Source organism: Nitrobacter sp. 62-23, assembly GCF_001897285.1.
Taxonomy (GTDB): domain Bacteria; phylum Pseudomonadota; class Alphaproteobacteria; order Rhizobiales; family Xanthobacteraceae; genus Nitrobacter.
The window spans coordinates 90,870-108,004 of record NZ_MKSM01000099.1 but is presented as its reverse complement, the minus strand read 5'-3'; the positions used below and the strand labels follow the sequence as shown (position 1 = coordinate 108,004).

The 17,135-nt window shown below is 62.9% G+C and carries 14 protein-coding genes; 4 read left to right on the top strand and 10 right to left on the bottom strand.

The window, feature by feature from the left end:
• Positions 1-37: 37 nt before the first annotated feature.
• A complete protein-coding gene (locus tag BGO16_RS10020) occupies positions 38-991 on the top strand; it encodes a ribose-phosphate pyrophosphokinase (RefSeq protein ID WP_292618538.1) in 954 nt (317 codons plus the stop codon).
• A 352-nt stretch (positions 992-1,343) separates the two neighbouring features.
• Here BGO16_RS10020 and BGO16_RS10015 read toward each other — a convergent pair whose 3' ends face one another.
• The 6 genes from BGO16_RS10015 to BGO16_RS09990 form a co-directional block, all read right to left on the bottom strand.
• The gene (locus BGO16_RS10015; protein WP_292618537.1) at positions 1,344-1,784 is read right to left on the bottom strand and encodes a hypothetical protein; all 441 of its coding nucleotides are present in this window, start codon (positions 1,782-1,784) and stop codon (positions 1,344-1,346) included.
• A gap of 315 nt (positions 1,785-2,099) precedes the next feature.
• Positions 2,100-2,444, bottom strand: coding sequence for a hypothetical protein (locus BGO16_RS10010; protein ID WP_292618536.1), 345 nt, complete (start codon positions 2,442-2,444; stop codon positions 2,100-2,102).
• Positions 2,445-2,644: 200 nt separating this feature from the next.
• The gene (gene uvrB, locus BGO16_RS10005) at positions 2,645-5,686 is read right to left on the bottom strand and encodes an excinuclease ABC subunit UvrB (RefSeq protein WP_292618535.1); all 3,042 of its coding nucleotides are present in this window, start codon (positions 5,684-5,686) and stop codon (positions 2,645-2,647) included.
• A 68-nt stretch (positions 5,687-5,754) separates the two neighbouring features.
• Positions 5,755-5,952 (bottom strand): hypothetical protein, encoded by a 198-nt coding sequence (locus BGO16_RS10000; RefSeq protein WP_292618534.1) that lies wholly within the window; start codon positions 5,950-5,952, stop codon positions 5,755-5,757.
• Positions 5,953-6,052: 100 nt separating this feature from the next.
• Positions 6,053-6,856 carry a PAS-domain containing protein gene (locus tag BGO16_RS09995; protein ID WP_292618532.1) on the bottom strand — a complete coding sequence of 268 codons (804 nt, stop codon included), beginning with the start codon at positions 6,854-6,856 and terminating at the stop codon, positions 6,053-6,055.
• Positions 6,857-7,094: 238 nt separating this feature from the next.
• Complete coding sequence (locus BGO16_RS09990) at positions 7,095-7,460, bottom strand: hypothetical protein (protein WP_292618531.1); 366 nt, start codon at positions 7,458-7,460, stop codon at positions 7,095-7,097.
• On the opposite strand from BGO16_RS09990, the gene BGO16_RS09985 reads away from it, so the two are divergent.
• The 3 genes from BGO16_RS09985 to BGO16_RS09975 all read left to right on the top strand — a co-directional run bounded on the left by BGO16_RS09985 (position 7,444) and on the right by BGO16_RS09975 (position 10,518).
• Positions 7,444-7,773: a hypothetical protein gene (locus BGO16_RS09985; RefSeq protein WP_292618530.1), complete on the top strand. Its 330-nt coding sequence runs from the start codon at positions 7,444-7,446 to the stop codon at positions 7,771-7,773. The genes BGO16_RS09990 and BGO16_RS09985 overlap by 17 nt on opposite strands.
• Positions 7,774-7,923: 150 nt before the next feature.
• Positions 7,924-8,514, top strand: coding sequence for a GNAT family protein (locus BGO16_RS09980; protein ID WP_292618529.1), 591 nt, complete (start codon positions 7,924-7,926; stop codon positions 8,512-8,514).
• Between the two features lie 309 nt (positions 8,515-8,823).
• Positions 8,824-10,518 carry a glycosyltransferase family 39 protein gene (locus BGO16_RS09975; RefSeq protein ID WP_292618528.1) on the top strand — a complete coding sequence of 565 codons (1,695 nt, stop codon included), beginning with the start codon at positions 8,824-8,826 and terminating at the stop codon, positions 10,516-10,518.
• A gap of 168 nt (positions 10,519-10,686) precedes the next feature.
• Here BGO16_RS09975 and BGO16_RS09970 read toward each other — a convergent pair whose 3' ends face one another.
• The 4 genes from BGO16_RS09970 to BGO16_RS09955 form a co-directional block, all read right to left on the bottom strand.
• Entirely contained in the window at positions 10,687-10,932 is a 246-nt protein-coding gene (locus BGO16_RS09970; protein ID WP_292618527.1) for a GlsB/YeaQ/YmgE family stress response membrane protein, read from the bottom strand.
• 124 nt (positions 10,933-11,056) lie between these two features.
• Positions 11,057-12,643 (bottom strand): DUF882 domain-containing protein, encoded by a 1,587-nt coding sequence (locus BGO16_RS09965; protein WP_292618526.1) that lies wholly within the window; start codon positions 12,641-12,643, stop codon positions 11,057-11,059.
• A 268-nt stretch (positions 12,644-12,911) separates the two neighbouring features.
• The gene (locus BGO16_RS09960; RefSeq protein ID WP_292618525.1) at positions 12,912-15,260 is read right to left on the bottom strand and encodes a L,D-transpeptidase family protein; all 2,349 of its coding nucleotides are present in this window, start codon (positions 15,258-15,260) and stop codon (positions 12,912-12,914) included.
• Between the two features lie 319 nt (positions 15,261-15,579).
• Positions 15,580-17,055 carry a sigma-54 dependent transcriptional regulator gene (locus BGO16_RS09955; protein WP_292618524.1) on the bottom strand — a complete coding sequence of 492 codons (1,476 nt, stop codon included), beginning with the start codon at positions 17,053-17,055 and terminating at the stop codon, positions 15,580-15,582.
• Between the last annotated feature and the right edge of the window lie 80 nt (positions 17,056-17,135).

The following is a 17,135-nucleotide window of genomic DNA, read 5'->3' as shown; positions in this document are numbered from 1 at the left end:
GAACGTTGTACCCACCACATCGCGGGGAGACGCGTCGATGTCCGCCAAAAACGGCGCCGTCAAGCTGGTTGCCGGTAACGCCAACCCGATGCTGGCGCGGGAAATCGCCAAATGGCTCGGGCTTGAACTCACCAAAGCCAGCGTGCGGCGCTTTGCCGACAACGAGATCTTCGTGGAAGTGCTTGAGAACGTGCGCGGCTCGGACGTGTACGTGATCCAGTCGACGTCGTACCCGACCAACGATCATCTGATGGAGCTTCTGATCATCACCGATGCGCTGCGCCGCGCGTCGGCGCGCCGGATCACGGCGGTCATTCCCTACTTCGGCTACGCGCGGCAGGATCGCAAGGTCGGCTCGCGCTCGCCGATTTCGGCCAAGCTGGTGGCCAACCTGATCACGCGCGCCGGAACCGACCGCGTGCTGACGCTCGATCTGCATGCCGGGCAGATTCAGGGCTTCTTCGATATCCCGACCGACAATCTCTATGCGTCGCCGGTGATGGTCCGCGACATCAAGGAGCGGTTCGACCTCGGCAACCTGATGGTGGTGTCGCCTGACGTCGGCGGCGTTGTGCGCGCGCGCGGCCTCGCCAAGCGCATCAACGCTCGGCTGGCGATCATCGACAAGCGCCGCGAGCGCGCCGGTGAATCCGAGGTCATGAACGTGATCGGCGACGTCGCCGGCTCGACCTGTATCCTGATCGACGACATCGTCGATTCCGGCGGCACCCTGGTCAATGCCGCCGACGCGCTCATCGCGAAGGGCGCGAAGGACGTTTATGCCTATATCACGCACGGCGTGCTGTCCGGCGGCGCTGCGGCGCGCATCGCCGGTTCAAAACTGAAAGAGCTGGTCATCACCGACTCGATCCAGCCGACCGACGCCGTCAACAAGACCGCCAACATCCGCCTGCTGTCGATCGCCGGCCTGATCGGCGAAGCGATCAACCGCACCGCCGCCGAACAGTCGGTGTCGAGCCTGTTCGACTGAGTGTTGGCCTCGTGCCAGCGATCCGGTGGTGTTTATTCCGAGGTTCGCGTCATGGCTTATGGCTTGCCGCGCTGGAACAGGATGAGTTGACGACGAAGCGTTCCAGCGCATCATGACCTAAAGTCTTTCACCGCTTCATGGAAAAGACTTTAGCTTCTTGATTTGACACGTTTTCTTCACGCGAACCGGACCACTTCGCTCGAAAACGCGTAGCTCGGCCGTTCGAAGAACGGCATCGGCTTCACTCGTCTACTCTCGTTCCAAAACGCTGGATGCCCGGCATAAAGCCGGGCATGACGATGCAATCAAACCCCGTCCCGCGCTCGCGACGCGAACTCCGGAATAGAGGGCGTTAATCGTTACGCAGGTTCTCGGCGGTGTGCTTCCACTGCGCGACGTTCTCCGCGATCATCCGCGTCGACTTCATTGCAGCCTGACTCAACTGGGCATAGCCCGAGATTTCACGCTGGACGCGCTGTCCTTCCGCATGCAGCAGGTCGCGGAGGCTTTCAAGCTCGGTAACGAGATTCTCGATCTCGGCGAGGGAGGTTCCAGCCACGCGCTGGATCAGGGAATTGACGTTGTTCACGGTCGCTTCCGTGCTTGGCTCCAGCTTGATCTCGGGGGATGGAGCGCCCGTGGCGGGCCGGCGCAGGTAGGCGATATCGTTGCGAACGAAATCGCGGATGCCGGCTTCGACTTCCGAGACGGCGGCGAGGTTGGTGTCGGCCTCGGTCGTGCTCGATTCGGTTTGTTCGGACGACGTGGCTGGAGTGGCTGGAGTGGCGTTCATCGGCTTGTTCCCTGTTTCGCGTTGAGCGAGCGCGGATGTCCCCCCGCACGACGAGTCTCTAACATCTTATCAGCGCTGCAGATTTTGACAATATCGCGGCCAATCTGCGGCGAGCCCCGTTCATTCCCCGAATCGGACCTGCCTCCGGCGGGCTTGGCATTTGAGATTGATGCTGCGGCCGGAGCCAGGATGTAGGTCGGTAAGTCGCCAAAGTCATAACCGTGAAGACACCCTGGCATTCGGGTTCGTCCCTCGGCATTCGCGGTCTTTGACGATTTGGATTCAGGCGATGTTGACTCTATGGCCTGGAGCGGATCAGGACTTCGCTCGCTTCTTCGTTTTCGATGGCGCCGTCCTGGCGGAGGCTTTCGTTGGCGACGCGGCCTGTTCTGCCGCGAGAGCTTCGGCCGTGCGCCGCATCGCGCGGGCGTAGCTGTCGGCGGCGTTGTCGGCCGACATCTGCAACCGTCTTGCGGCTGCGGTGCCTTCCTCCAAGGCCTGTTTCGCCATCTCACGGAAGCGCTGCTTGCCGGCGGCATCTTTCGCCTTGGCCGCGAGGGCAAGGTAGCGCGCGCGCCGGTCCTTAACGGCCGCCGTCAGGCTCTTGTGCTGCTGCCTTGCAAGCTTGCGAATGATGACGTCGAGATCGGCGTCGGCCACGGTTTGAACCTCCTGATACGCAAGACGAGTTTTATGATCCCCTATAGCGGTTTGGATTTGATGGAAACAACCTCGTTCCGTCATGGCGCGGCTCTGTTCCGGCCATCCACGTTTTTCTTCGCGTGGAAGGCTGACGCGCATCGCTCGCGGGCGGATTGCCGGCGAATGCGGTAGCGTGGCCTCTTTGATGATATGCGGCTTTACCCCTTCTTCCATCCGCCCCGCTTCCCGGGCGCGCCGCCGGAGGAGCGCGGTCGCGGACCGAATTCCGGGCCTGCTTCGCGGGATGAAGTCGGCTGATAGATTCGGCTTTCCGTGCCGGGGCCCATTTCGTCCAGCGTCGGTTTGCGCGGCTTCGGGCGTGCGCCGGTCGGCTTGACCTCGTGCCAGGTGGCGATGCCCATCTCGTCGAGCGAGGGTTTGTGGATTTTCGACGAGGAGCGCGCCGGCAGGTTCGCTGCATCGCCATACTTCTTCTTGCCGGCGTAGCTGCCGGCTTTTGCCGCGACGCCGCGCTGCTTGATGGTGGGATCGTCGACGATCGCCAGCTCCGTGGCGCGCAGCCGCTTCACCTCGTCGCGCAGCCTTGCGGCTTCCTCGAAGTTCAGGTCGGCGGCAGCCTCGCGCATCCGCGTTTCCAGATCGGCGAGAACCGCCTCGAAATTATGGCCGATCGCGATCGCGTCGTCCGACCAGGAATTTCCCTTGCCGCCGTCGCCGATTTCCACCAGCACATGGTCGCGCTCGTAGGCGCTGTTCAAGATATCGCCGATGGACTTCTTGACGCTCTCCGGCGTGATGCCGTTGGCGGTGTTGTATTCCACCTGCTTCTCGCGACGGCGATCGGTCTCGGCGATCGCGCGCTGCATCGATCCCGTGACCTGGTCGGCATAGAGGATGACGCGGCCGTCGACATTGCGCGCGGCGCGGCCGATGGTCTGGATCAGCGAGGTCTCGCTGCGCAGGAATCCCTCCTTATCGGCATCGAGAATCGCGACCAGCGCACATTCGGGAATGTCGAGACCTTCGCGCAGCAGGTTGATGCCGACCAGCGCATCGAACGCACCCAGCCTGAGATCGCGGATGATCTCGATGCGCTCGATGGTGTCGATGTCGCTGTGCATGTAGCGCACGCGAATGCCCTGCTCATGCAGATATTCGGTGAGGTCCTCCGCCATGCGCTTGGTCAGCACGGTGATCAGCGAGCGATAGCCGTTCGCGGCGGTGGCGCGCACCTCGCCGACGAGGTCGTCCACCTGCGTCCGTGCCGGGCGGATGTCGACCGGCGGATCGATCAGGCCGGTGGGACGGATCACCTGTTCGACGAACACGCCGCCGCTTTCGTTCAGTTCCCATGCGGCCGGCGTGGCCGAGACCGCGACCGATTGCGGCCGCATCATGTCCCATTCCTCGAAGCGCAGCGGGCGGTTGTCCATGCAGGAGGGCAGGCGGAAGCCATATTCGGCCAGCGTCGCCTTGCGGCGGAAGTCGCCGCGGAACATGCCGCCGATCTGCGGCACGCTGACGTGGCTCTCGTCGGCGAACACCAGCGCGTTGTCGGGGACGTATTCGAACAGCGTCGGCGGCGGCTCGCCGGGGCGGCGGCCGGTGAGATAGCGCGAATAGTTCTCGATGCCGGCGCAGCTTCCCGTGGCCTCCATCATTTCCAGGTCGAAGGTGGTGCGCTGCTCCAGCCGTTGCGCTTCGAGCAGGCGGCCCTGCGCGTGCAACTGGTCGAGCCGCTGCTTCAGCTCGATCTTGATGTTCTTGATCGCCTGCACCAGCGTCGGCCGCGGTGTCACATAGTGCGAGTTGGAATAGACCTTGATAAAGTCCAGTTCGTCCTGCTTGTGGCCGGTGAGGGGATCGAACTCCTCGATGCTCTCGACCTCGTCGCCAAACAGGTTGACGCGCCAGGCCCGGTCCTCGTAGTGCGCTGGGAAAATATCGATGGTGTCACCGCGCACGCGAAAAGTGCCGCGGGTGAAGTCGGCGCTTGTGCGCTTGTACTGCAACGCCACGAGGTCGGCGATGAGCTGGCGCTGGTCGATGCGCTCGCCGCGTTTCAAGGCGAACGTCATCGCGGTGTAAGTTTCGACCGAGCCAATGCCGTAGATGCATGACACCGAGGCGACGATGATGACGTCGTCGCGTTCCAGCAACGCGCGCGTTGCGGCGTGGCGCATGCGGTCGATCTGTTCGTTGATCGAGGAATCCTTCTCGATGTAAGTGTCGGTGCGCGGGACGTAAGCTTCCGGCTGATAGTAATCGTAGTACGAGACGAAGTATTCCACCGCGTTGTCGGGAAAGAAGTTCTTGAATTCGCCGTAGAGCTGCGCCGCCAGTGTCTTGTTCGGCGCGAGGATCAGCGCCGGGCGCTGCGTCGCCTCGATCACCTTGGCCATGGTGTAGGTCTTGCCGGAGCCGGTGACGCCGAGCAGCACCTGGGTGCGGTCGTTGCGGTTGATGCCTTCGACCAGTTCGCGGATCGCCTGCGGCTGGTCGCCTTTCGGCTCATATTCCGACTTGATCTCGAAGCGGACGCCGCCTTCGCTTTTCTCCGGGCGCGGCGGACGGTGTGGCGTCCAGACCTTCAGCGAGCCGTCATCTTTCTTGAATTCGGGACGGCCGTCGCGCAGCAGCGCCTCCAGCGATTCCGCGGTCGCCTTGACGCCGAGGCCTTCCATCTTGCTGCGCGGCGGTCGCGCCAGGGCCTCTTCATCATCCTCCGCGGTCGGCAGACCGAGTTGCCGCGCCAGTTCCGGATCGAGCGTCGGGATCGTCGCTGACGTGCCGTAAATTGCTTGTGGCGCTTCTCCGAAGCCGGGCCCGTTCTCCGTTGTCCCTTTGAACGTTGCGCTCGTAGCTTCCCCCCGCCCAACGCGGGCGTCTTCGCCCGTCGCGTCCCCGCCAAAGGGAGGGGAGGTAGCCGCATCCTGCTTCGCCGTCGCATCGCTCTTGCCGCGCGTCGATTTCCGCGCGCGATGCGCGGCGGCTTCGCCGCCTGAGCGACGATCCCAGGAATTGTCCGGCGGCGGCTGCAACCCGGTGCCGGAGCCGAGGCCGGCATCGCCGCGATTGATCGCCGGGTTGAGCAGTTGCGCGAGCGCAGGCCCGATCGGCTGCACCTCGGGGCGATGCGCCTTCGATTTCGCAGGCTTGGGTCTCGCAGGCTTGGATTTCGGAACCTTGAGTCCGGGAGATTTGCCGGGGCGTTTCGGAGGATCGGGGGTGTTCGCCATGCCGGCAATATGGGATGAGTCCGGCCCGCACGAAAGGGCGCATTCTCACGGATGCCCAAACGGCGGGATCATGCCGACGCTGATGAGCGCGCCGCCGCCTTTCGCAGGCAATCGCGGCACAGGCAGTCGCCGCCTTGGACAGGCATCGGCAGCCGCGCGGTCTCCTCGGCGCACCAGCAGTTCCCCGACAGGTCGCAGCCGAATTCCGTTCCGCATCCGGAACAGGTGAGACGGCGTCGGGGCTGTTGTCCGATCTGATGGGTCATGATGGCAAGGAGGCTTTCACGCCGGGTTGCGAGGATCGATCCTACTTCCGGAATCGATGAGAGCGGAAGCCAACAGCCGTGAATCGTTCGCGCCGGAAGCTCACTCCGCGGCGCGCAGGTAATTGATCGGGAAGCGGTGGGCGCCGCCGCGCAGCGACAGGTAATAGTCGGCATCAGCTGGATCGTCGGTATGGCGAACAAGATCGGTCACCGGCGTATAGCTCAGCATCCGGCCGCCGTCCGGGAGCGCCGTGCAGCAGAAGCGCAGCACTTCGCCGCCCCTGAGCTTGATGTTGATCGGGGTCCGGTCGCCCGCGCGCATCATCTTGGTTCGCTCGGCGATGAAATGGGTAAGCTCGTCCTCGGGCAGTTCATACGCGCCGGTATCACGCCCGTGGTACATCAGCGCGATGAATGGCGGTTTGCTGTCGGCCTTCTCGTCGGGGAGCGAGAAAAAATCCCGAAAGGCGCGGTTGATGAATTCCGCGCGCGTATCCGCATCGAGCAGCACGATGCCGATGTCGATCTGATCAAGGGCGCTGGACAGCCGTGCAGCGGTCGCGTGCCGCTCACGCCATTTGAGCGCGTCCCCCAATCGCCTGTGCAGAAACCCGGTAGTAAAAGCGGTGCCGCCGGTGGTCAGGATCAGCAGCGCAAGATGCAAAAGATCGTAGGAATGCACGGCGCCGTGGTCGAAAAGGAAAAGCGCGGAAGCCGCGACGGCGATGGCCGCGCTGATCACGCCGGACGCCGTTCCGCCGAGCGATGCTGCGAGCGCGACGACGCAGACGTACAGCGCTGCCGGATCCGGAACGGCAATGACATTGCGATCGACAAAGATGGACGCGATCGCCACCAATGACGCGAGAGCCGGGCCAAATATCGTTCGCCAGTCGAAGCCCATTGCCTGTTTCTCGGAACGGGAATGAGGATAAGTCGGCTTCGATGACAAGTGGTTGCATGTTCGGCAAGATTTTCGCGGCCAGCGTTAATTGCATCTAACGCGGCGGATCCGGTTTGTGATGATTTGAAATCAAATGCGGTCTTACTGGAACCAGAATACGGCCCCCAGATGCTCACAACACAACCCCGGCTCCATGGGAGCCAGGGTCATCGGAGGAGCTATCGTATCGACGCCTTTCTCAGGAGCCGCCGCTATATTGGGTGTTTTCTTGCCCCTGCGGATTTTTCGGATCGATTCGATCCTGCTCGACGGCCTTTCGGATTTCGGACTTCTTGGTGTCGGCCTGCTGGTCCGGCTTCTGATCGCGCTTTTGGTCCGGGGTCTGTTCATTAGGCATCTGGTTCGACTCCACTCTTGTTGCCATGATGAAGGCTCGCCATGACCAAACAGATAAACTGCGGATGCGTTCCAACGAAACGGCGATTCCATTGAGCCAATCCTCGCGTCCCGCGTTCCGTTCTGCAAAAGTGTCGGTCGCAATTATTGCTGAGAAGGAAGTGTCAATGACCAGCCGAAGCCTTTCATGGATGTTGTTGATCGTCATCGCCTGCGCACTGCGTCACGGCGCGGCCCTGGCCCAGGACGTTCCCGGCATCGAGATCTGCACAGCCGAAAAGAAAATGGAGCGGCGGACGAGTTGCCTGCAGAGCAACGTCAATTTCCTGCAAACGGCCGTCACCAAACTCAGCGTCGACAGCGGGCAGAAGATCGATGCCGCCAACCGGAGGATCGAGTCGCTGGAGAGCATGGTCGCGGAATTGCGGAAGACCGTGGCCGAACTTCAGGAAGCGCAGAAAAAGCCGCAGCCGCCGGTGAAGGAGGGCGGAAAGGACAACGTGAAGGAGAGCGGCAAGTAGTTCAGGGGGGGGGTCGGCAGGGACGACCATCCGCAATTTTTCATGGACCGGGACTGGCGGGATGCGGAGCCGGAAATAAATTGGTTTTGCCGATGTGTCGCGATTGCGCAATGACGATAGCGATGACGACACGAGTTTGCGGAGTAAACCATGTCCTGGCTACAGCCCGTCACCCTCGAAGGGCCTCATGCGCGGCTCGAGCCGCTGTCACACGACCATCGCGGCCCTCTCGTCGAGGCGGTTCGGGACGGCGAGATCTGGAAGTTCTGGTACACGTTCGTTCCCGTGCCGGAGAAGATGGGGGCCGAGATCGAGCGGCGGCTGTCGTTGCAAGCCTCCGGCACCATGCTGCCCTTCACGGTGCGGGATGCCGAGGGCCGAATTGCCGGCATGACCACCTACATGAACGTCGACGCCGCGGGCCGCCGTGTCGAGATCGGCTCGACCTGGTATGCGAAGCGGGTTCAGCGCACGGCCGTCAACACCCAGTGCAAGCTGTTGCTGCTCACGCATGCCTTCGAAAAGCTGGACTGCATCGCGGTGGAATTCCGTACCCACGTTTTCAATCATGTCAGCCGGCGCGGCATCGAGCGGCTCGGCGCCAGGCAGGACGGCACCCTGCGCAACCATCAAACGTCGCCTTACGGGTTGCGGGACACCGTCGTCTACAGCATCCTTCCCGCGGAGTGGCCGACGGTGAAGGCGCATCTCGCCTACGAGCTCGATAAAAAACATCGATAGCTCCTCACAAAGCGGATTCCGTCCTGCGTCGCGATAGCTGACAAGCCACGTAGCGTGTCTGTTGTTGACAGCGGACCTCCCAGCCGGTGCCGCTTGCCAAACTTGCCTGGTCCGGGCAAAGCAAGACCCTGTGCGGGCGGGGGCGCGCGGCGTCAAAAATCGTCAGTTGCCGCATCAGAGCATGATCCCGAAAAGGGAAAGCCGGTTTTCGAAAAAAGATCATGCTCAAACAAGAAGATAAGCGAGAGACGGATCCATTGCGGGCGAAACTGACTCCAGCGCGACGGCGGTGCAGCAGGATTCTCCGTCATGGTTGAAGTGGCTCGCGATCTGGTGGGGAATATCGAGCGGTCGCTCGCTCCACCCGGCGAGCGATCAAAGGCGCCGCGCGGATCGCGCATGATCGCCGGGCGGGATTTGTACGACCTCGCGTCGCTCGTCCTGCTCGCCGTGCTGGCGATCCTGGTCCTGACAACATTCCGGGACTACGCGATCACCAACGATGAATGGATCCAGCATCGCTATGGCGAACTGATCGTCGCCTACTATCGCACCGGTTTCGCCGACCGCTCGCTCTTCGCGCTATATAATCTTTACCTCTACGGCGGGCTGTTCGATTCCCTCGCAGTCCTGCTTGGCCACGTTGTTTCCCTCGATATCTTTGATCTGCGGCACCTGATGAGCGCCGCCATCGGTGTCGGCGGACTCGGTGCGGCGCTCGCCACCGCGCGGTTGATCGCCGGCCCTCGCGCCGGGTTTCTGACGGGCGTGGCGCTGGCGGTGTGCGGATCGTGGTACGGCACCATGTTTCACCACACCAAGGATATTCCGCTCGCCGCGGCGATGGCCGGCGCGATCTGCTTCCTGGCGCGGGTTGCCCGCGACCTGCCGCGTCCGCGGCTTCGTCATGTCATAGGCTTCGGCGTGCTGACGGGCGCGGCACTCGGCGTCAAGGTGCTGGCGCTTCTGCTGGTTTGCTATGTCCCCGTCGCGATCGCGCTCAATTCGCCCGCGCACTGGATCCGCGCGCCCCGTGACGCGATGTCGTTCATGGCCGCATCGCTGCTGCAATTCATACCGGCCCTCCTGATTGCCTACGCGATCATGATCATCGCCTGGCCGTGGTCGGCGCTGGCGCCGCTCAATCCGATCCGCGGGCTTATCAGCTTCGGCGATTTCGGCTACGACATCCCCACCGTGCTGGACGGGCACATCTTTCGCATGGCAACGGTGCCGCGCTGGTACGTGCCGACCTATCTTCTCATCAAGCTGCCGTTGTTGATGCTGGCAGGAACGGCGCTGGCGCTGATGTTCGTGGCTGTTCCTTCTCTCGCGCAGGAAGAGGCATCGGACCGTCGTCGCCGCGAGGTTGCGTTGATCAGTTTCGCAGCCTTCTTCCCGCTGCTCTGCGAGGCGATCGCGCACGGTCCCGCATTCTGCGGCCTGCGTCATTTTCTGTTCGTGCTGCCGCCGATGGCGGTGCTGACCGGAATCGGGCTGGATGCGGCGGTCGCGCGGGCCGCGGCTTGGCGCCGGCCGGTGGCGGCGGCCCTGCTGGCGGTGATCGCCGCCGGGTTTTCCTGGAACGCGCTCATGCTCTACCGGCTGCACCCCTATGAATACGTTGTCTATAACCCGCTCGTGGGCGGGCTCGCGGGTGCATCACGGCTCTATGCGACGGATTATTGGGCGACGACTATGTCCGAAGCGGTCGATGGGTTGGAAGCCTATCTCGCCAAAACCGAGCCGGTCGTGAGCCGCGACGCGCATCATGTCTACACCGTGGCGTTCTGCGGCGAGCGTGCGGCGTTCCTGAAGAGGGCGAAGCCCCATCTACACTGGTCGAAGGTATGGGAAACTGCCGATTTTTTTATCGCGCCGACCCACATGAACTGCGATCTGAACAGCCGAGGCAAGGTGGTTGCAACGGTCAAGCGTCTTGGCGTGCCGCTGGGTTACGTCAAGGATCAAAGGATGATGATCGCGCAGCGGCGCAGGGGTTGAGGGCGACAGGAGCCGCATCTTGTCGCTGCTCGATGTCGAGCAAAAGCACGTCGGTGCTGGCGAGCGTTGTTGAAAAGCGGCTTGCGTTTATCGTTGTTTAAATCGTGACCTCACACCGGAAAAACGGTCGCCGTTGTCGGCGGCCGTTGTTGTGGTGCGGGATTGCCGTCAGGCGCGTTTGATGAACGCCACGACGAGAAGAACGATGATGGCGCCAATGGCTGCATTGATGACCTGCGCGAAAAAGCCGCCGCCGATCAGAACTCCGAACAGCGGCAAAACCCAGCCGGCGACAATTGCGCCGATGATGCCGATGACGATGTTTCCGATCAGTCCGAAGCCCCCGCCTTTCACGATGACGCCGGCCAGCCAGCCCGCGATCGCGCCGACGATCAACCATACGATGACGCCCATAAACCGTTCCTCCTGAAAATGCCGTTCTCTTCGGCATTTCCCGGATGTTCGCCCGCTTATGTCGCGTTTGGCAATAGGCAAGCAGGTAGATCAATTCTGGAGCGGGGCGAAAGATGCGGTGTGTTTACCGCAGCGAGGCCGCGCGTGCCGCGAGCCGGATCGTGGTCAGGCTGGCGACGGCCGATCCGCTGAATCGGTCGCAGAGAATTCCCATCTGCGGATCGTCGGAGAACGTCATCGCGATCGCCCGTTCCGGCTTTTGGAAGTAGACATGCATCAATGTCATGTCCTGGTCGCCCAGCATCGTTGCCGACATCGTGCGGCTCGCGCTCGGAGTAACAATCATCGCGCGCATCCACACATCGCTGTCGCGCACGGCTGCCGGCGCCAGTCGACGCGAGGTGGCCACCACGGTGCCCTGGTCCTGCGCGCCCTTGACGAGGACTGTGGTCACGCCGTCCACCGCCATCGGATTGCGCGCGGGGGTGACGGGCCGGATCGGCGGGATCGATGCGGTGGCCGCGACAATTCGCGCGCGGCGGACATCCTTCGGCGCAGGCGCATAGGCCAGCGCCTGTAAGGAGTCGGAGATGCTGGAGGTCGGCCGCGGGTCGACGGCTGCAAGCGCCCTGCGGGCACTGACGGCGGCGAGGACCTGTTCCGGCGTGGCCTGGGCCGGAGCTTTCGGCATCTCGTCCCAGAAGCCGCGGGCATTGATGATGTCGGCCGGGGTCCGCGGCCTGGCCACCGTGGCCTGCTTCGTCGGCGGGATGGGCAGGACTTCGGCAGATGCGAGCCGCAATGTCTGGGGCGGCTTCGGCCGGGGTAGCGGGATCGGGTCGGTCGACGCCGCGGGAGCGGCGGAAGCGACCGCCGTCTGGGCAGGCGGCTGGGCCGCCGGCGCGCCATCCGGCTCGTCATCCTCGTCGGCGGCGGCCTTGCCGCGGAACAGCGCCAGCAGGAAATTCGACGGCTTGCTCTTGACAGCTCCGTCTTCATCCGCGTTCTGGCCGCGCCTCTCGATGTCGGCCATCGCCAGCTCATAGCCGGGCAGCGGATTGCCGTCGGAGGGAATGTGCACGGTGCGGCCGTTCGGGAAGACGCGCACGAGCTGGTCGTGGGTCATGCGCGGCCAGTGCCGCACATGGCCGGTGTCGAGGTGAACGAAGGGCGAGCCCGATTTGGGATAGAAGCCGACGCCGCCGCGCTGCAGGCGAAGGCCGGCGAAACGGATTTTTTCGAGCTGCACGCCCGGAATGAAGAAGTCCATCGCGTGGCCAAGCATGTGCTGGCTGAATCGCGCGACGCCGGTGTGTGCGGAGCGGCGGCGGAGCATGGCGTTGGTCGCGGGGGAGCGGTAGGCGGAGACGATGTTGATCGGTTGTCTGGCATCGACGTCGCGATAAACCTCCCAGAGGACGTCGAAAAGGTGACGATCCATGGTGGTCTGCTCCTGGCTACGCCAGTCGCGGAGAAAGTGATTGAGTCGCTTCAATGCGGCTTCGTCGTAGCGGCCGTTGCGCTTGAAGGTGACGGTCAGGTCTTCGTTGGAATGGGTGTGATGAAACGACAGCGTGCGCGTTTCGTTGAGCGCGGCAGCGTCATGCACCGATCCTGCGCCCGCCAGCAGCAGAAGCGACGTCAGGCCGATGCAGTAACCGGCCCGTGGAATCGACAATGATTTCAAACCGCGTGCAAAACCTGCAAGCACTAATGAGCCCACCCGAAGGACGATTAAGTCGCGCCGCCCTTCCACGACCCCATTGTGGAAGGGCTTAAACTCAAGTCGTAGAACAGGAGGGTTAAATCCGGATTTACCTTAACCCGTCTGCTCCTAAAGGCTAACTAGCCCGCCGACTGTGGCAAAAAAGAGCCAGAGGATTGAGGCGCAGGGGACGATGGTTAACGTTAAAAGAGCCTCATTGCGCGAGGAAGTCATTGTTTTTAATCAACTAAATCAACCCTTTGACGGGTCGTAACTAGCGCCGATAGATCTGGCGGCGACGGTCCTCGACAAGGGGAGGCGGGTTCTGGAACCCGAACAGCCGCTCGAAGAACGACGGGCCGCTGCTTGTGAAGCCGTCGCTCGCGAAACCGCCGCCAAACCTGCCGTTGTCGCTGAGCGCGACGCCTTGCCGGATATCGCCCTTCGGACGGGAATAGTTCGGCTGGGCATGCGCGATCACCGCCTCCAGATTCCGGCCCTTGGTGTTGCGCAGCAGCGCCAGCATCGTGGCGTCGCGGCCGTAGACGTCGCGGCGGATCTGCAATTTGCCGGCATGATCAACGAAAGCGGTCTGATAGGTGATGTTGACCGGAATCGGGGTCGGAAACTTGATGTCGATTTCGCTCCGGCCATACATGCTTCGGATCCTCTCCGGAGTGTAATGCTCCTGCGGAAGCGCGATGTTGAGCAGCGTGGCTGCATACTGGTCGGGGTTCTGCACCCGCATGCAGCCGTGGCTGAAAGCGCGCGTCTCCTTGGCGAACAGATATTTGTCCGGCGTATCGTGCTGATACACCAGGAACTTGTTCGGGAAATTGAATCGAATGCGGCCCAGCGCATTGCGATCGCCCGGCGGCTGCGAAATGTGGATGCCGCCGCTGCGATCCCGCTCGAGCTTGAGACCCATTCGCTCAAGCACGGTCGGATCCTGCTGCAAGGCGGGCAGGTATTCCTTGTAGATGATCGACGGCGGCACGTTCCAGGTCGGATTGACGGTGATGTACTTCATCGTTTCCGTCAGAAGCGGCGTGGCGTGAACTCCCGGCTTGCCGACGACAACGCGGGTGCTCCAGACCTGCTCGCCGTGTTGCATCACCTTGAGCGAGTAGTCCGGAATGTTCAAGATGGCGTAGGCGTCGCCGAGCGACGGCGCGCCGAGCTCGCGCGGCAGCCAGCGCCAGCGCTCCATGTTGACGATGATGGTGTCGATCTGACGATCGTTCTTCACGCCGTTCAGGGCGCGAAGAGTGTTGTTGCCAAGAATGCCGTCGGCGTTGAGGTGATTGCGGTTCTGGAAAGCCTCCACGGCGGCGGCGACATCGGCATCATATCCAGTATCGTCGGGATTTTCAGAAACGCCCAGCCTGGCGCGAATCTGCGGGACGCGCGGGTCCTCCATCACGGCATTCTTGCGGAATACGAGACTTGGGCCCTCGGCGATTTCGATCAGGGGGCCTTCCGACGTCCTTCGGAGTTCAGCCAGCTTCTGCTTCAGCTCCCGGTAAAGCTTGTGCGGGGGGTTGTAGCCGTCGAGCGCCGCGGAGGCATCTTGCGCGGTGGTGACGTTGGTCAAAACCTGCGTGGGATCGATCGGATGCTCGGGATACTGGATATCCGCGCTGACCTGAGACCAGTGCATCCGGCCGCTCTGGGCCTGACGCGCGTAGTCCATCATGCTCGCGGTCAGCTTGAGGTCGGCTTCGGCGACCTGATCCGGCGACGCCGCTTCGGCAAAATTCGGCACGGGGTAGTCGGCGGGATCGAGGCCATCGGCTGCGGCGTCCTTGAGACGCGCGATCACGCCCTTGGCCTGCGCCGTCAGGGTGCCGCCCTCGGTCCATAGCGGCGCATAGCCCCGCGCCGTGTAGAACGTCTCGATCGCGGTCCGCTCGGCCTTGCGGTCGAAGAATTTTGCGGACTTCGCATCGAGCAGCTCATGCAGCTTCTCGGCCGCCGGTTGATCCGCCGGCGAGACGCTGGCCACGGCCTTCGCCGGTTCACCGGGCTGATCGGCGGCCGGTGCGGAAGTCTCCGCCGGAGGCACGGCTGCGGGCGTGATCGTCGCGGTCGCGTCCTTTTTCGCATCGTCGGTCTTGGCGCCGTCGGTCTTGGCCTCTGTTTTGACGCCATCCGCGGGCGTGGCCGCGACGTCGGCAGGCTTGGTTTCGGCAGGCTTGGCCTCGGCGGGTTTTGTCTCGGCGGCCTTGCCGTCGGAAACCTTTGTATCGGAAGATGCGGCGTCGGCAGATGCTGCCGCACGCGACGACGCTCCCGAGTCCGCAGCGCTTGTGGCGGCGGGTTTTGTCTCGGCCGGCATGGTGTCGGTCGCTGTATCGGCGGTCGTGCTGTCAGCCGGTTTCGACGCACTGGTGACGGGCGGCGCAGGCGGCACGTCGTTCATCTTGAAATCGGCTGCGGTGGGTGGCGGAACGTTCGCCGGCTCCGGCATCGGCACAGCAGCGTCGATTGCAAGTTCGGCGGGACTCTTCTTCGCCTTCTCCGTCTGGGCGTATGCTGCCGTGGTCGAGACTGTCAGGAAGGCGGCTGCAAGGGCCATCAGGAACCGGTCGAAACCGGTCCGGTTAGTCGAATAGTCCCGCATTCTCAGCACCCCCTTGGGTGAAACTGTCCCGGCCTGGAACAATTTTCCGATGATTTTCGTCCGGCGTTCGCCACGACTTGATGTTGGCGATCACGGTCATGCACGGACGTTACACGCGCCCAATTCGGGCAGCCAGCGCCGCAGAGGCAACTCACGACAAACTGACCTCAAAATATGCTGTTTGCAACGCGCACGCCTTTTGCAAAGGTGTTTTCCGTCGGTCTGTCACCGCGCCGCAACGGTTCACGTCCGCGACATTTTTTCTCTCCCTGCGGCTCGCAACCGGTCAGCCCTCACGCCGCAAACGCAAGGAAGCCCGCTACTGTTCCTCGTTCGCTGCGATGTCATCCAGCTTGCGGTAGAGTGTGGACCGCCCGATCTTCAACCGTCGCGCCACTTCGGACATTTGCCCGCGGTAGTGTGAAATCGCAAAGCGAATGATATCGGCCTCCAGCTCCTCCAAGGGGCGCATTTCGCCGTCATGCGTCAGCATCGACAGGCTGCCCGCATCGGGGAGGGGCGGGACGATTGGTATTTCATTACCGGATATCATGTCGTGCGCCATCTGCTGGAGCATCGGCTCCATGACCAGGGGCTCGTCCGCGTCGACAGCAGGTTGCGCGCCGATCAGCGGGAAATCCGACGGGCCGAGCTGCTCACCCTCGCTCATGACCACCGCGCGGTAGACCGCGTTTTCGAGCTGGCGGATGTTGCCGGGCCAGTTGAGCTGTGACAGTCCCGCCATCGCCTCGCCGCTGATGCCGGTAATGGTCCGATTTTCTTCGGCGCAGAAGCGGGCGAGAAAATGCCGCAGCAGGTTCGGGATGTCGTCGCGCCGCATCCGCAGCGGCGGGATCGTCAGCGGCAGCACGTGCAGGCGATAGAACAGGTCCTCACGGAATTGTCCGGCCTTGACGAGATCGAGCAGCCTGCGATTGGTCGCCGAGATGATGCGGACGTCGACCTTGACCGGCTTGCGGCCGCCGACCGCTTCCACAGCACCTTCCTGCAGCGCGCGCAGAAGTTTCACCTGCGCGGCCAGCGGCAGCTCGCCGACCTCATCGAGAAACAATGTGCCGCCGGAGGCTTCGACGAACTTGCCGGCGTGACGCTCGGTCGCGCCAGTGAACGATCCCTTCTCGTGGCCGAACAGGATCGACTCCACGAGATTATCCGGGATCGCACCGCAGTTCACCGCGACGAACGGTCTGGCGCTGCGCTCGCTGGTGCCGTGGATGGCGCGCGCGAACAGCTCCTTGCCGACGCCGGACTCGCCTTCGATCAGGACCGGAATCGACGAGCTTGCGGCCTTCTGCGCGGCCTTCAGGACGTTGGCCATGGCCTCGCTGCGGGTGACGATGTCGGCGAAGGTGAGACGACCCTCGCGGCTGTGGCGGACCCGCCGCAACTCGCTTTTCAGCGCACTGGTGTTGAGCGCATTGCGCAAACAAACCTGAAGACGCTCGATGCCCACCGGCTTGACCACGAAGTCCTGCGCGCCGGCGCGCATCGCCGAGACCACGTTGTCGATGCCGCCATGGGCGGTCTGGACGATGACGGGAACATTGATGTCGGCTTCGCGGATTTTCGCCAGCACGCCCATGCCGTCGAGGCCTGGCATCACAAGGTCGAGGACGAGGGCATCGATGGCGGGTCCGTCAGCGGCCATCAGCGTGGCGATGGCCGCATCGCCTCCCTCGACCACGATCGCTTCATAGCCCGACCGCCGCACCATGTTTTCGACGAGCCGGCGCTGGACCGCGTCGTCGTCTGCTATCAAAATGGTGGCAGTCATGGCATTCCCCGCACGCTACAACTATCTGTACCGAATCGAGGCACACTGGCGGACGCTGATTAATGCGCTCTTAAGGTTTG

Coding starts and splice junctions, on each gene's coding strand:
- BGO16_RS09955 (WP_292618524.1), bottom strand. CDS start 17,055: ATGACTGCCACCATTTTGATAGCAGACGACGACGCGGTCCAGCGCCGG.
- BGO16_RS10020 (WP_292618538.1), top strand. CDS start 38: ATGTCCGCCAAAAACGGCGCCGTCAAGCTGGTTGCCGGTAACGCCAAC.
- BGO16_RS09985 (WP_292618530.1), top strand. CDS start 7,444: ATGTTGTTGATCGTCATCGCCTGCGCACTGCGTCACGGCGCGGCCCTG.
- uvrB (WP_292618535.1), bottom strand. CDS start 5,686: ATGGCGAACACCCCCGATCCTCCGAAACGCCCCGGCAAATCTCCCGGA.
- BGO16_RS10000 (WP_292618534.1), bottom strand. CDS start 5,952: ATGACCCATCAGATCGGACAACAGCCCCGACGCCGTCTCACCTGTTCC.
- BGO16_RS09980 (WP_292618529.1), top strand. CDS start 7,924: ATGTCCTGGCTACAGCCCGTCACCCTCGAAGGGCCTCATGCGCGGCTC.
- BGO16_RS09970 (WP_292618527.1), bottom strand. CDS start 10,932: ATGGGCGTCATCGTATGGTTGATCGTCGGCGCGATCGCGGGCTGGCTG.
- BGO16_RS09960 (WP_292618525.1), bottom strand. CDS start 15,260: ATGCGGGACTATTCGACTAACCGGACCGGTTTCGACCGGTTCCTGATG.
- BGO16_RS09975 (WP_292618528.1), top strand. CDS start 8,824: ATGGTTGAAGTGGCTCGCGATCTGGTGGGGAATATCGAGCGGTCGCTC.
- BGO16_RS09990 (WP_292618531.1), bottom strand. CDS start 7,460: ATGACGATCAACAACATCCATGAAAGGCTTCGGCTGGTCATTGACACT.
- BGO16_RS09995 (WP_292618532.1), bottom strand. CDS start 6,856: ATGGGCTTCGACTGGCGAACGATATTTGGCCCGGCTCTCGCGTCATTG.
- BGO16_RS10015 (WP_292618537.1), bottom strand. CDS start 1,784: ATGAACGCCACTCCAGCCACTCCAGCCACGTCGTCCGAACAAACCGAA.